The following is a 14,207-nucleotide window of genomic DNA, read 5'->3' as shown; positions in this document are numbered from 1 at the left end:
AAGCACTCCAGCCATAACAAACGTCTAGCGTTCGCGGGATAGTTTGGGATTCAGCGCATCATCTAACCCTTCACCCACCAGGTTTAACGCCAGTACAGTGAGCAGAATCGCCACCCCAGGGAAGAAGCTCAGCCACCACGCCTGACGAATCACCGTGCGTGCCGCACCAATCATATAGCCCCAGGACATTACGTTAGGGTCGCCCAACCCCAGAAACGACAGCGCCGACTCCAGCAAGATCGCGGTGGCCACCATTAGCGAGGCCAGCACGATAATCGGCGACAGCGTGTTGGGCAGAATCTGACGCAGAATAATCGTGGTATTGGACTGGCCGACAAGCCGAGCGGCTTCCACATACTCGCGGTTACGCAGCGACATAAACTCGGCACGCACCAAACGCGCCACCGGCGGCCAACTGACAATCGCAATGGCCAGCACAATCGAGGTGATGCTGGGCTGCATAATCGCCACCAGCACAATCGCCAGGGCGAAGTTGGGGATGGTCTGGAAGAACTCGGTGAAGCGCATCAATACATCGTCAATAATGCCGCCGTAGTAGCCCGCAATGGCTCCCAAGGGAACGCCAATCAGCAGCGCCACGCTGGTGGATACCAGCCCAATCAACAGCGATACCCAGGCGCCGTGCATTAAGCCTGAGGCTACGTTGCGGCCCATGGTATCGGTGCCCAGGGGAAAGCCATCTTGCGAAAGCGGCGGCAAAAAGGGCCGCTGCACCATGCGCCAGGGTGACTCGGGAAACAGCAGCGGGGCGAGAATGGCCATGGCGATAATTACCAACAGAATAATCAGCCCCACCAGGGCGCCACGGTTTTGCGCGAAGCGTGCGAAAAAGCTCATGCGGCCCCCTTCTTGATGCGTGGATCAGCCAGGCTGTAAACCAAATCGGTGATGATATTGAAGACAATCACCAAGGCTGCCGAGAAGAAGAAAATGCCTAACAGCAGGTTGTAGTCGCGCTGCTCCAGGGCCTCAAACATCAAGCGCCCGATGCCGGGCCAGGCAAACACGGTTTCGGTCAGAATGGCACCGCCAACCATTTGTCCTGCCTGCAAACCAGCCAGGGTGATAATCGGCAGCAGGGCGTTACGCAGCACATGACGGCGCTGAATAATGCTTGGCTTTAAACCTTTGGCGCGGGCGGTTTTGACGTAATCCTGCTGGGCAGCATCGAGCATGGAAGTGCGCGTCATACGGGTGTAAATCGCCATAAAGAACAGCGCTAACGTGGTCGCTGGTAGAACGAGGTGCTTGGCGATATCAAGTGCCAGCGCAAACCCCGTGTGGCCTGCACCCACGGTGTAAAGGCCATAGGCGGGGAGCCAGCCCAGGTAGACCGAAAACACTACCACCGACATCAGCGCCACCCAGAATAGCGGCGTGGCGTAGAACACCAGCGCGAGTGCCATAATCAGCGAACCAGACGGTTTTTTGACCCGCGCCGCGGCCATGGAGCCCGCCACAATGCCCAGCACTAGCGAAAGCACAAAGGCGGTGCCGGTGAGCAGCAGCGTGGCGGGCAAGCGATCCATAATCAGATCAAACACCGGCACGCCCAAGCGGTAGGAGTAACCGAAATCGAGCATCGCAATGCCCGACACATAGCGCCACAGCTGTACGTACATCGGCTGGTCAAGGCCGAAGCGTTCGCGTAGTTGGTTGAGGAACTCCTGATCCGCGGCACCCGCTTGGCCGGCCAGAATGGCGGCCGGGTCACCGGGGGCCAGTTGAATCAGCAGGAAATTAAAAATAACGATTAAAAACAGCACAATCACGGCTTTTAACAGCCGCATGATAATGAGGCGAGCGTAAACCATAAATACCTTCCTGACGTAGCAAACATCCAGGCGGTTCGCACCGCCTGGATGGGCTTAGGCTGGGGTTAACAATTAACGATCTAACCAAGCATCCTTAAAGCCGTCGTTAACCCCCACGCCGGAGGTAACCAGGTTTTTCACATCGCAGCGGTAGAGTGTCGGGAAGCCCAGCTCCATCAGCCAGCCAACGGGCACATCTTCGTGAAGGATTTCCTGGACTTCATGATAAAGCGCTTCTCGCTCTTCGTCGGGAAAAGCCGTGGCGGCCTCGTTGAACAGCTCATCAACGCGCTCGTTTTCGTAGCCTTCGACGTTATTCCAGGGCGAGCCCTTGGCAATATTGTCGGAAAGGTAGGTGCGTGAAATACCCAGGGCCGGGTCGCCGTACTGGTAGAGGTAGGTAAAGGCCAAATCGTAATCCCAGTCGCCCAGGCGCTGATTCCAGCCGCCCACATCGGTGGCTTGGGTTTCGACATTTATGCCAACTTCGCGCAGGTTTTGCTGCACGGCTTCGGCCCAGCGGGTCCAGGTTTCACCGTAGGGCAGCGGCAGAATGGTGATTTCTTCGCCGTCGTAGCCCATTTCTTCCAGTAGCTCACGGGCCCGTTCCGGGTTGTGATCGTAGGGTTCCAGGTCATCATTCTGGAAGCGTGCGTTAGAACCAAAGGCAGAAAGCGGCACGTTGCCCAGGCCATTCCACAGCACATCTTTGGCGAACTCGCGATCCATGGCGTACATCACCGCCTGGCGGAAGCGTTTATCCGCAGTGGGGCCTTCGCGGTTGTTCATCCACAGCATGGCGAAGGGGCTGAAGTACTCGTGACCCTCTTCGGTCATACAGACGTTATCCATTTCCGCTAAACGGGGGATATCGAAGTTCTCGACGGTGCCGCTGGGCAGTACATCGATGGTGCCGTTTTCGAACGCGACCGCACGGGAAGCGCCATCGGGAATAATGTGCCAGTTAACGCCATCCAGGTAGGGCAGGCCGTCTTCGTAGTAGTCGTCATTTTTGACCAGCTCAATCACCGTGCCGCGTTCCCAGTTGGAGAACTCAAACGGGCCGGTGCCAATGGGGTGGTCGTTGTGCTCGTTATCGCGGAAGTCAGTACCTGCATAGAGATGCTCGGGCACCATGGTGAAGGTGCCCGCTTCAAAGGAGAGCATGAACGGGCCGAAGGGTTGAGTCAGAGTGAACACCACGGTGTGATCGTCGGTGGCTTCGATGCTCTCGACATGTTGCAACACCGCTCGGGCGCTAGGGTTTAACTCGCGGTGAAAGACATCGGCGGAGAACACAACGTCGTCAGCCGTAAAGGCTTCACCGTCATGCCAGGTTACGTCATCGCGCAGGTGGAAGGTGTAGGTACGGCCGTCGTCACTGACGTCCCAAGACGCTGCCAGCTGTGGCATAGGCTCAAGGTCAGTGGTGTAGCGCAGCAGGCCTTCGTAGATATTGCCAGAGACAGTACGCGTCGGGGCGTTTTGAATCATGCCCAGCACCAGGCCTGGCGGCTCAGGCTGGATAATGGTGTTGACGACGCCCCCCGGCGTAGGATCGTCAGCCATGCTGACAGATGTGAACGTTAGTGCTGCAGCGGAAATAGCCAAAGCCAATGGTGTCTTCATCGTTTCCTGCTCCTCGTTTATCGGGCCAAAGCACGTTACGCAATGGGCTTACGTTATCGTTAGGTGAGCGAGGCGTGACGTGTTAAGCCCTGTTGTATTGTTTGTTGAGGCTTCATTTGAAAATAGCAGCAAGCGTTAAAACTGTCGACAGTCGGCAATCGTTCGTCGACAAGGTGGTATTTTTCGTCATACTAAAAAGTACGCACCATGCCTATGAGTGAATTTTATGGCCTTATCAACGACGGCTCCCAAGGCCTTTATTCAGCAGCAGAACTTGGTCGAGCAAGTCGCTGACTATTTGACCCAAGCGATTATTCAGCAACACTTTTTACCCGGTGAGCGGCTGTCTGAAGTGCAGCTTTCCCGCGACTTGGGCGTTAGCCGTGCGCCGGTGCGCGAGGCCGCTCGGTTGCTGGAAAGCCGCGGTTTATTGATCTCAAAACCCCGGCGTGGCTTCTTTGTTCGCGCGTTGAATGCCGTTGAACTTGAAGATGTGTTTGATCTACGGCTGTGTCTTGAGCGCCACGCGATTCAACGCCTGGCCGAGTGTTATACGCCTGAGGCCAAGCGCGCGCTGGAACAGCAGGTCGATGTGCTGTGCAAGGCGGCAGCCGCGAACGATGGTACACGCCGCATTGAAGAGGATTTGCAGTTTCACCGCCTGATGCTGCACTACGCAGGCAATGAGCGGCTACTGCGCGCGTTTGACGACCTAACCCACGAACTGCGCTTATGTATCACCTTAATCACCAAAACCCACGAAGCCCCTGAGACCATCGCGACGAGCCACTTTCAACTGCTGGAAGCACTGAGCAGCGGCAGCCCCGACGCTTGTCGCGAGGCAATTGACTACCATATTGGTATTGCCCGCGATTTCGTGGTGAAGGGGGTGGGCGAAACCGGAGAGCATGCCGATGAAGACCTTTTCTCACGCTGACCAACTGCTTCATCAACCGCAAAGCTACTTTTCCCGGGGGAAAATGCGCACGCCCCTGGAAGTGCCGGAGCGCGCCACGCACCTTCTGGCGGCGGCGAAGCGGTTAGGCTTTGAACGCCAAGCGCCCGCCGACTATGGGGTGGCGCCGCTAAGGGCAGTGCATTCGTTGCCCTACCTGCGTTTTCTTGAAAGTGCCTATCAGCGTTGGCATGCCCTGGAGGAAGACTGGGGAGAAGAAGTCATCTCCAATATTTTCGTGCGCTCGCCCAACGCCCTGCGCGGCATATTGGCGGAAGCCGCGCGCTACCTGGCAGATGGCAGCGCGCCGGTGGGCAAGCATACCTGGCAGTCGGCTTATTGGTCAGCGCAAAGCGCGGTCGCCGGTGCCGAAGCGTTGCTTGACGGCGAGCGTTTTGCCTATGCGCTATCGCGCCCGCCGGGCCACCACGCGGGCATCGACTCCGCCGGCGGCTTTTGTTTTCTCAACAATACGGCCATTGCGGCGCAGCACCTTACCTCGCGCTACCCGCGCGTCGTGGTGCTGGACCCCGACATGCACCACGGGCAGGGCGTTCAGGAAATTTTCTACCAGCGCGATGATGTGCTGTATATCTCCATCCACGGCGACACCACCAACTTCTATCCGGCGGTGTCGGGCTTCGAAGACGAGCGTGGGCAGGGCGCTGGGCTGGGCTATAATATCAACCTGCCGATGCCCCATGGGTCAGAGGAGTCGGTATTTTTTGAGCGACTCGAACAGGCCTGCCAAGCCATTCGCCTGTTTGAACCCGATGCGATCGTGCTGGCGCTGGGGTTTGATATCTACGAGCGCGACCCTCAGGCGAAGGTCGCTGTCTCCACGCAGGGGTTTGGTGAGCTTGGCCGCAGGGTTGCTGGGCTGAACGTCCCTACGCTGGTAGTACAGGAAGGCGGTTACTACCTGGAAGGGCTGGAAGCCAATGCGGTGAGTTTTTTTGAGGGGCTGCTGGGCAAGGACTAATGAATAAGACAAGCCATCAATGTGTCTGGCAATATAGTCGCTTTCAGCGATCAGCAAAACGATCCGGATAGTCATTGAAATAGTCATCGAAAGGACACGGCATGGCCCACCTGCTACGTATCGTGATGATTCACGGCCACCTGGAAGGGGTGGTGGAACTGAGTGTGGACGGCCACACCAATATTTGCGGCACCAACGCCTCGGGTAAAACCACGCTTCAGCGGCTGGTGCCGGTGTTTTATGGCGAGCTACCCAATAAGGTGGTGCCCAAAACCCGCATGAAGTTTGATGCGTTCTACCTGCCTTCCCGCAATAGTTATCTGGTTTATGAGTACCGCCGCGAGGCGGGCAATATTTGCCAGGTGGTGCTGACCCGCAAATCGGAAGGCGGGGTAGAGTATCGCTTTGTCGCCGCCCCGTATCGGTCAGAAGATTATCTAATAGAAACTGAAAAAGGTCCGCTGGGTCGAGAGTATGCCCAGTGGTTGGGTGTTTTACGCCGCGAAAATATCTCTTTCTCATCCAAGCTTACCGCTACCTCCGAATACCGCGCCGTGATCCAGAACGACTTTACTCCCACGCCCGGCATTATGCCCCACGGCAATCGCAAGGATGCCCTCAAACTGCGCCAGATGGCCGCGCAGTTCAGCCTGGTCAAGCCCGAGCACCGTATCCGCCATATCGAAAAGCTGGTCTCGGCGGTGCACGCCAAAGAGGGCAAGATGGACACCCTCAAGACCATGCTGGCGGCGATCTTTGAAGAGGACGGCGTCGAGCTACCCGTGACCCGCATCCGCAGCGCCAAGGCGCGGGAGTGGATTGACCAGATGCGCCAATCCATGCGCCTGGAGCCGCTGCAACGCTCGCTTGCCAAGCTGCACGACGTGGACCGTGAGCTGGCGGATGTGGAAACCGCGCTGTGGCAGCTGAAACCGCAGTTGGAAGCCGACCGACACCACATCGAGCGCACCCTGGCCGATGCCGAAGCCGATATGAACACGCGCCAAGCGGCATTTGACGCCGAGAAAAACGCCTATGAGACGGCCCGTGACCAACTCAACGAACACCTCAGCGAGCTGGAAAGCGGCCTCAAGCAGACCCAACGTGACCTGAGCGACCTGCAGGAACAGTTTGAAGCCTTTGAAGCGGCTGACATGCCTGCCCTGGAACGCGATCTCAATGCGCTGCCTCAAAAACGCGAGCAGTTCGAGCAGCTAAAACGTCACCTGTCCGACTTGCAAGAGGCCCACCAGGCAAGTCAAATCCGCAAAGAAGAGCGACTGCGCGAGCTGGGCGAAGCGCTGGCCCGCCAAAGCGAAGAGATTCAGGGGCTGGTCGATGCCCTCAACGAAGAAAAAGCCGCGCATCAGGAAGCCCACTGGGAGGCCCAGCGCCATCTGGACGCCTGCTATCAGACCCAGCGTGAAGAGGCAGAAGCCGACTTTCAGGAACGCCTCAACCAGGGGGTTGAGCGGCTGGCAGCGCTGAAAGCCGCGCTGAGCCACAGCGGCCCCACGGCGGAGGAAAGCGAAGAGGCCGCCCTGATTCAGGCGCGGATCGATCAGGCGCAAAGCGACCACAACGCCGCCAGCAGCCAGCGGGAAAGTCAGCGCCGTGAGCTGGATAGCCTCAAGCGCGAACGCGACGGCGCCGAGCAGGCCCACGCGGATGCACGCCGGACGCTGACCCGCGCCCAGCAAACCAGCCAGGCGCTGCACCGCCAGCGCGACCCCGCCCAAGGCTCGCTGCGGTATTTCCTGCGCTACCATCTGCCCGAATGGGAGCAGCGGCTGGGTAAAGTGATTGCCCCCGAGCTGCTGGAGCGCCGTGACCTGTCGCCGACATTGACCGAGCAGCCAAGCGACGATCTTTACGGCCTGGTGCTGGATACCCATCTGATCGAGCCACCGGACTACGCCCAGGATGAAGCCAGCCTGCTGGCCGCCATTGAAGCGGCGGACGACGCCGTGGTGCGCGCCGAGGCCGAGCTTGCCAACAGCGAAAAGCAGCTCAAACGGCATAACGAGCGCGTCCAGGCCGCCGATGAAGCGCTAAGCCAGGCCCAGTTGGCGGTGAAGCGCGCCGATGAAGAAGTCGAATACGCCCAGGAGGCCCGCCGCCAGTGCCAGGCCCGTCATGCCGAGGCGCAACGCCAGCGCAAGGCCGACCACGAAGCCGCCCTGGCAGAACAGGAAGCGCAGCAGCAAGCCCTGCGCGACGAACGCCAGACCGCGCTGGACAAGCTCAACGCCGCCCATCAGGCCGAACTGCTGGAGCTAAAAGCCGATGCGCAAAGCCAACTGGCGTCCATCGACCGGCAGGTTCAGCAGTACAAGACCCAGCTCACCGAACTGAAAGCCGAGCACAAGCGCCAGTGCGAAGAGCTGGAAGAGGCGTTCGACCAGGAATTGAAAGCCCAGGGCGTCGATCCGGAAAAGCTGCGGGATACCCGCACCCGGCTGCAGCAACTGGACGAACACATCCGCCACACCGCCGCCCGTCAGGACGAGCTGGACGCCTACAAGCGCTTTATGCGGGTGAGCTGGGGGCAGCGCAAACCCGAACTGGTCGAGCAGGAAGGGCGTTTAAGCCGTGAGATAGACGCCGCCCAGCGACAGCGCGAGGAACACCAGCAGGCCTTCAAAGCCACCAAGGCCGCCCACCAGCAGCACGTCGCCGCGTTTGAAACCAAGCGCCGCGAAAGTCACGAGGTGCTCAACGACCTCAAGCCGCTGCTCAAGCAGCTTGATGAACTCACCCTGACCTCTGACGCCACGCCCCAGCAGGAGGCCCCCGGCGATGTCGCCGAGCGGCTGGCGCGCACCCGCCAGGCACTCTCGCGCCGCGCCCAGGAGCGCGACACGCTGCGCAAGGGCTGCCAGGAGGCGGAGAGCCAGCTGATCAAGGGTGCCAGCACCAGCTTTGTCGATGCGCTGGAAAACGAGCGCGCCCGACTCGCCGACCCCGACGACCCGCGGGCGCTGCTGCCGCTGCTCGGCGGCATGCTCAAACTGCTGGAAGACCAGCAGCAACAGCTGATTCAGCAGGGGCGCAATCTCAGCGACGATCTGGACAAGTTCTTCACCGTGTTCCGCGACCTCAACCGCCGCATCAGCGCCCAGAGCAAGCGCCTCTCCGATGAAGTGGCCGACGACCTGCGCCTGGACGGCATTAGCAAGGCCGAGGTGCGCATCCAGTCGACCATCGACGAGCTCGGCTTCTGGGAGCCGCTCAAGCTGTTCGCCCAGCGCTACAAGGCCTGGCGCGACTCCGAGCAGATCCTGCCCAGCGACGACTACCTCAACGCCCTGGCGGACGTGGTCGATCTGCTGCGCAGCGACCAGCAGTACAGCTTCGAAAGCCTGCTGCGCCTGGAGCTGCACCTCAACGAAGGCGGCACCGACCTGATCATCAAGAACGACCGCCAACTGCTCGAATCGTCCAGCCACGGCATGGCGTATCTGATTCTGTGCAAGTTCCTGCTCGCCTTTACCCGCCTGCTGCGCGGCCGGGCGGCGATCGCCATCCACTGGCCCATCGATGAGATCGGCACGCTTGCCTACCACAACGTCGAAAAGTTGTTTGACGCCTGTGACAGCAACCAGATTCATATTGTCGGCGCCTTCCCCAACCCGGAATCCGACGTGCTGCTGCTGTTCCATAACCGCTACCTGATCGACCGCGACGCCGACGACCCCGCCAAACGACGGCTAAAACGCATCGAGCCGCGCCAAAGCCGCCTGGCCGAGCGGCTCAAGGCCCGCCATGAGGAGGTGCCGGTATGAGCGATATGAGTCTGCTACCCCACGGCCCGCTGCTGGAGCGGCTGCTGGCGGGCGAGTTTATCTGCGCGGTGAGCGACGAAAGCGCCTTCAAGCGCCTGCAGGATGACGCCACCCGCGAGGCCATCGACAGCTACTTGCGCCCGCTCAACCGCCGCGTGGCCAGCAGCCAGGAGGAAGGCGTGTATTTCCTCGCCTGGCGTCAGTTGGATGACAGCGCGCGGGACCAGCTCGCCCGCCAGCTGGGGGATACCGTCAACAGCCTGCTGCCGCTGCTGGAGTGGCTACAGCTGGTGCAGGAAGCCCTGGGCCGTGACAGCGTGCTGTCCCCCGGTGATGTGCTCAAGCCCGGCGAGCTGCAGGCCAAAAGCGAAGACAACCCCAGCCTGCGCGAACGCATCGAGCGCCTGGCTACCGACAGCTTTTTTGGCTCCCAAAGCGATCAGCTGGACGCCCAGGTCAAGCAGGTGTTCAAGCGGTTAAGAGAGCACGGCTACCTGCTCCAGCCCCACGCCGACCGCCAGGTGTTCCTGGTGACCGGCAAAGTCGACTACCTGCTCGAACTGGTGCGCTTTATTCGCGATGAAGAACACCTGCCGGTGGACGACGAGGGCGAGGATACCCAGGAGGCGCTGCTGTGAACGACGCGGAAACGCCAGGACTGGAAAGCCGCCTGATCACCACCGGGGTGGAGCGCCTGGCCCTGCTGGGCCGCCACGCCGAGGCGCTGATGCAGGGCTACGCCAACGATCAAGTGCCCCTGGAAGGGCTGAGCCACACCGCGCTGCGCAAGCTGTTGAGCGCGCGGATTGTCTGGCGGCCCGACGAGCAGGGCGGCCTCAAGCTGACCCCCAAGGTGCGCGAGCTGATCGCCGAAATGGTGTCCGATGAAGCCCGGCGCCACGTCAACGCCGACGTGGCCGAGGCGCTGGAACTGATCCGCAGCCTGATCCAAAGCTATCGCGATTCCAGCAGCCGCGGCGACTACTGGCAGCAGGAGCAGCAACTGTTGCGCCTGCGCCAGGCGGTGGATGACATGAACGGCCGCTTTGCCGACGCCATCGACAGCCTGTGGCAGCGGCTCAACAGCGACTTTGGCTTTGTCAGCCAGCTCAACGACAAGGTGCGCGAAAACGACCGCGCGCAAAAGCAGGTGGTCCGCCTGCTCGATGGGCTGGCGCTGATCGACTTTGACGAGCTGATCGAACTGGTGGGCAGTGATGGCACGCTGCGCAAGGTGTTGATCAGCCAGCTGCAGCAGCAACTTAGCCAGCACTACACCAGCCTGCGCGAAGTGCAGCACCGCCTGATCGAATTGATGGCGCGTTTTCGTCATATGCAGGCACGCAGCCGCCTGGTCTCCGGCATGGCCGCCTTCCTGCGCGAGCACCCCGGCTTCACCCCCGGCAACTACGCCCGCCGCAGCGATGTACCGGCGCTGTTCAATCACGCCGCGCCCCTCACCGCCGCCGGTGCCGTAGCGCTGGATCGCGCCCAGGACATTCCCACCCTGAGCGCGCTGATCAAAGCGATTCCCACGCCGTTACGCGCCGCCCAGTCGGTCACGTCGGCACGCCCGGCGGAACACGTTGAAGACACGCTCATCGCCGCCCGCCAGCAGGCCCTCAAAGACGACGTCGAAACCTTCTATCTCAATGTGGTGGACCGCGCCGAGCAAACCCCCATCAGCGCTCTGGACTACCTGAACCAAAGCGAGCTGCAATGGCCCCCAGAGATATGGCTGTTCCAGGTCATCGCCGAGCACCAGGGCCTACCGCACAGCGAGCAGCGCGCGTTTCATCTTCATCAGCAGGAAGAGCGGGCCAGCGCCTACAACGATGTGAAATTGATTCGCGATGTTTCGTTAGGCCTAGCGGTGTAACGATGGATGACCAGACGCTCACTGCCCAGGCTTACAAAAAGCTGAGCGAAATAGAGCGCCAACTGCGCAAGCAGTCATGGGTCGACAAAAAGCGCAGCCAGCAGTGGGTAGAAACCTTCATCCACTGGTGTGATGAGCAGCATATTGAGCTTGGCCCTCGGCTAAGCCATCAATCGCTGCGCTTTGACCATGCCCTTATTAAGCAGGTGAACGAAGCGCTTGAAAGCCAACGACTGGCCACCATTGGGCAATGGCAAAGCGGCTTGACCAGTGCGGCGCAAGCGGAGCAGGGCGTCAATGAAGATAAAACCAACCGCGAAGGCCCGCGCGCCCAGCGGGTGCTGGCCAATATTCCCGCCAGCGCCCCGGCTTGGCTCTCGGCCCAACCGCGTTCGATGCACGACGTCGACTGGCGAGATATAAACCTTGAGCAGTGCGACGTGCTTATCCAGGTCGAAAACCTGGACAGCTTTTACGCCTTCTCACCGCAAATCCCCGCGCTAAGCGACTACGCAAACCCACTGGTCGTCTACCGCGGCGACAGCCACTATGGCGGCGGCTTCAAGCAACTCGCCAGCGCCTGGAACGCCACCCAAAAGCCGCACCTCTATGCAGGCGACTTCGATATAAAAGGCATCAGCATCGCGCTTTCCAGCGGCGCCTCGCACCTATTACTCCCGCCGCTGGCATGGCTCACCGAGCAGGCCACCACCTTCCACGACCCCGCCAAACAACTCGACCACCGCCGCCGGCTTGAGAACCACCGCGACCAACTACCCACCGTACATCCGTTACAGCCGTATCTAACGCTACTACTCGACCAGCAGCGCGGGCTAAGGCAGCAGTGGCTGGGTGAGCAATTCGAGCGCGTGGCGCTGGTGTGAAGGGCCCGGCCCCCATCGACCTAATGCGTAGTGCCGAATGATGTGATTGCGTCCACTATGATTGAAACGGGCAAAACGCGCAGGCACGCGAATTCTGGCTATGTTGCCAAAATTGGCTTTGCTATCAGAAGAATCAATGGGGTAGAGTCAAATGGGTTGGCTGCAAAATCCCGATGAACGTGCCGTCGCGTTCATTGTGGTTTTGCAGGAGGCCGTAGAATCACTGTTAGGCTTTTTGCCCAGAGCCTATTTTTTCTATGTATTGGGCACAAACTGAAAAGGAGTATTACAATGCCAGATGATAAAACAAAGCGTAGCCCTGAAGATAATAAACAAATCGATATCAATGACCCGAGTGAAGTCTCAAATTGGTGTAGGTCTCTAGGGTGTACAGCAGATGAGCTTAAAGCTGCTGTTTCGGCTGTGGGTAAGTCGGCCGAAAAAGTAAAAGAGCACCTAGGAAAGTAAGCCTAACAAGCGCAGGCAATCTGACCGGCAAACCTGTCACTCAAATTGCTTTCGCAATTTAAGCGCCATCTTTGCCGGCAGTTGCTGTGGGCGTTATGCAGATGAAATTTGACCCTAGAAGGAAAAGTCGTGACTTTTAAACAGCTTCTTTCCGAGCATTTCAATAAGTTTTCCGCATCTCCCTTCCTGTTTGTAGGGTCTGGAATGTCACGCCGCTATATGGGTGCGGAAAACTGGGAAGATCTTTTAAAACGGTTTTGCGAGCTAATTGGTGAAAATTACACCAAAATAAGATCACAAGCTGATGGAGATTTGACAAAAATAGCAAGTGTTCTAGCCAGGTCATACAGTGAAAAGTGGTGGGATAGCGAGATCAAAGGGAACAAAGACGTCCACTACGCTGAACACCTTTTGAAATCAGACTCCCCGCTAAAAGTAGAAATATCAGGTTACCTAAAAAGAATTCATGAGAACGTGAACGAAGAATATCGAGAAGAAATAGAACTCTTAAAGTCAAGTAAAATTGATGGTGTTATCACTACCAACTGGGATCTTTTTTTGGAGTCACTTTTTAGTGAGTTTTCTGTATTTATTGGTCAGGAGGGATTGTTTGCGAGTAGAAACTACGGAATTGCCGAGATATACAAGATCCATGGTAGCTGCAAGGATCCGAATAGTCTAATACTTACTAATGAGGACTATGAGAAGTTTAGAAAAAAGAATCCATATTTATCATCTAAGCTGTTAACAGTTTTTGTTGAGCATCCCATTATATTTCTCGGCTATTCTCTGACAGATCCGCATATATTAGAAATTCTAGAAGAGATTGTTGAGTGCATACCGGAAAACAAAATGGATGCTCTCAAAGAGAATATCATTTTTGTTGAATGGGCTCCTGAATTGGATAAACCAACTCTGACTGAGTCAGTATTGCTAAAAACTCTGCCAGTAAATCTTATTAGAGCTGCGTCTTATCGAGATATATTCGAGGTTTTGTCCGAGGTTAAGCGCAGGATACCTGCTCACATCTTTCGGCAGATAAAAGACGAACTATATGATCTAATATTAACCAACGATCCCAAAGGAAAGTTGTATGTTAAAGAGGCCGACGACGTAGGTGCTTTGGAGGGGCAGCAAGAGTTCGTGGTCGGATATGGTGCAATCAGTAAGATCAAAAAGTCTGAGGAAATGGCAAAGCAAGGGCTAATTGGTTTGTCAAGAGAAGATATTGTACGAGATGTGGTTTTCGACAATGGTGGTTACGATTCGGCTTCAATCGTCTTTGATGTATTCCCGAATCTTATTAAAGGCCAGATAAATATTCCTGTCTTTAAATATCTTAATGCTTCTGGTTTGATTGGCGAGGATGGTAGGGTAAATGAAAATGGTCTCTGTGATTCTTTGGTGGCTAGGATAAGAAAGAACGTCGAACACTATCGGCCCAGTGGCGGCGAAGAGAGGCGGGCGACTACGGTTCCCCAAGTCAATGAAGGCATCGAACAGTTATATAATACTGTGGATTTTAACCTTTTTTTGCGCATGGCAGTGTTCGTACCGCCAGATGTTTTAAACTTGGGTGCTCTCGAGAAGATTCTTAAAAAGCATGCAGATGATGATTTTTCATCGGGCGAAAAAAGCCAATTTATCAAGATCGTATGTGTCTATGACTTAGTTAAGTATTCACGCAGGTATGGCCCTGCATAACCAATGAATCAAGCCGACCCATTTTCCGCTGCCGCTCCAAATCGGCGGCTTATTCAATGCGTTATATGGCAGAAGGTAGCGTCGCT

11 protein-coding genes are annotated in these 14,207 nt (G+C 57.5%); 8 read left to right on the top strand and 3 right to left on the bottom strand.

Translation table 11 applies throughout. The annotated features are described in order from the left end of the window. Nucleotides 1–24 precede the first annotated feature (24 nt). The 3 genes from HVA01_RS13930 to HVA01_RS13920 form a co-directional block, all read right to left on the bottom strand. Nucleotides 25–858: an ABC transporter permease gene (locus tag HVA01_RS13930; RefSeq protein WP_146876019.1), complete on the bottom strand. Its 834-nt coding sequence runs from the start codon at nt 856–858 to the stop codon at nt 25–27. Next, a complete protein-coding gene (locus tag HVA01_RS13925; protein WP_146876018.1) occupies nt 855–1,835 on the bottom strand; it encodes an ABC transporter permease in 981 nt (326 codons plus the stop codon). The genes HVA01_RS13930 and HVA01_RS13925 overlap by 4 nt, the downstream gene beginning before the upstream one ends. Nucleotides 1,836–1,907: 72 nt before the next feature. Then, a complete protein-coding gene (locus tag HVA01_RS13920) occupies nt 1,908–3,464 on the bottom strand; it encodes an ABC transporter substrate-binding protein (RefSeq protein WP_146876017.1) in 1,557 nt (518 codons plus the stop codon). A gap of 226 nt (nt 3,465–3,690) precedes the next feature. Between HVA01_RS13920 and HVA01_RS13915 the strand changes: the two genes are divergently transcribed. From HVA01_RS13915 to HVA01_RS13880, 8 genes are all read left to right on the top strand, one after another. Further along, a complete protein-coding gene (locus HVA01_RS13915; protein ID WP_146876016.1) occupies nt 3,691–4,401 on the top strand; it encodes a GntR family transcriptional regulator in 711 nt (236 codons plus the stop codon). Continuing rightward, nucleotides 4,379–5,401, top strand: coding sequence for a histone deacetylase family protein (locus tag HVA01_RS13910; protein ID WP_146876015.1), 1,023 nt, complete (start codon nt 4,379–4,381; stop codon nt 5,399–5,401). Before HVA01_RS13915 ends, HVA01_RS13910 begins: the two co-directional genes overlap by 23 nt. A gap of 101 nt (nt 5,402–5,502) precedes the next feature. Beyond that, nucleotides 5,503–9,186: an ATP-binding protein gene (locus HVA01_RS13905; protein WP_146876014.1), complete on the top strand. Its 3,684-nt coding sequence runs from the start codon at nt 5,503–5,505 to the stop codon at nt 9,184–9,186. Between the two features lie 11 nt (nt 9,187–9,197). Continuing rightward, the gene (locus HVA01_RS13900; RefSeq protein WP_146876034.1) at nt 9,198–9,824 is read left to right on the top strand and encodes a condensin complex protein MksE; all 627 of its coding nucleotides are present in this window, start codon (nt 9,198–9,200) and stop codon (nt 9,822–9,824) included. After that, the gene (locus HVA01_RS13895) at nt 9,821–11,065 is read left to right on the top strand and encodes a DUF445 domain-containing protein (protein ID WP_146876013.1); all 1,245 of its coding nucleotides are present in this window, start codon (nt 9,821–9,823) and stop codon (nt 11,063–11,065) included. The genes HVA01_RS13900 and HVA01_RS13895 overlap by 4 nt, the downstream gene beginning before the upstream one ends. A 2-nt stretch (nt 11,066–11,067) precedes the next feature. Continuing rightward, nucleotides 11,068–11,949 (top strand): DUF7281 domain-containing protein, encoded by an 882-nt coding sequence (locus tag HVA01_RS13890; protein ID WP_146876012.1) that lies wholly within the window; start codon nt 11,068–11,070, stop codon nt 11,947–11,949. A gap of 291 nt (nt 11,950–12,240) precedes the next feature. Beyond that, complete coding sequence (locus HVA01_RS13885; protein WP_146876011.1) at nt 12,241–12,417, top strand: DUF3606 domain-containing protein; 177 nt, start codon at nt 12,241–12,243, stop codon at nt 12,415–12,417. Nucleotides 12,418–12,546: 129 nt separating this feature from the next. Next, nucleotides 12,547–14,121, top strand: coding sequence for an SIR2 family protein (locus tag HVA01_RS13880; protein WP_146876010.1), 1,575 nt, complete (start codon nt 12,547–12,549; stop codon nt 14,119–14,121). The last annotated feature ends 86 nt before the right edge of the window (nt 14,122–14,207 follow it).

The sequence above is a fragment of the Halovibrio variabilis genome (assembly GCF_007991175.1).
GTDB lineage: Bacteria > Pseudomonadota > Gammaproteobacteria > Pseudomonadales > Halomonadaceae > Vreelandella > Vreelandella variabilis.
This window is presented reverse-complemented; position numbering and strand designations above follow the sequence as displayed.

Coding starts and splice junctions, on each gene's coding strand:
- HVA01_RS13930 (WP_146876019.1), bottom strand. CDS start 858: ATGAGCTTTTTCGCACGCTTCGCGCAAAACCGTGGCGCCCTGGTGGGG.
- HVA01_RS13925 (WP_146876018.1), bottom strand. CDS start 1,835: ATGGTTTACGCTCGCCTCATTATCATGCGGCTGTTAAAAGCCGTGATT.
- HVA01_RS13920 (WP_146876017.1), bottom strand. CDS start 3,464: ATGAAGACACCATTGGCTTTGGCTATTTCCGCTGCAGCACTAACGTTC.
- HVA01_RS13915 (WP_146876016.1), top strand. CDS start 3,691: ATGGCCTTATCAACGACGGCTCCCAAGGCCTTTATTCAGCAGCAGAAC.
- HVA01_RS13910 (WP_146876015.1), top strand. CDS start 4,379: ATGAAGACCTTTTCTCACGCTGACCAACTGCTTCATCAACCGCAAAGC.
- HVA01_RS13905 (WP_146876014.1), top strand. CDS start 5,503: ATGGCCCACCTGCTACGTATCGTGATGATTCACGGCCACCTGGAAGGG.
- HVA01_RS13890 (WP_146876012.1), top strand. CDS start 11,068: ATGGATGACCAGACGCTCACTGCCCAGGCTTACAAAAAGCTGAGCGAA.
- HVA01_RS13885 (WP_146876011.1), top strand. CDS start 12,241: ATGCCAGATGATAAAACAAAGCGTAGCCCTGAAGATAATAAACAAATC.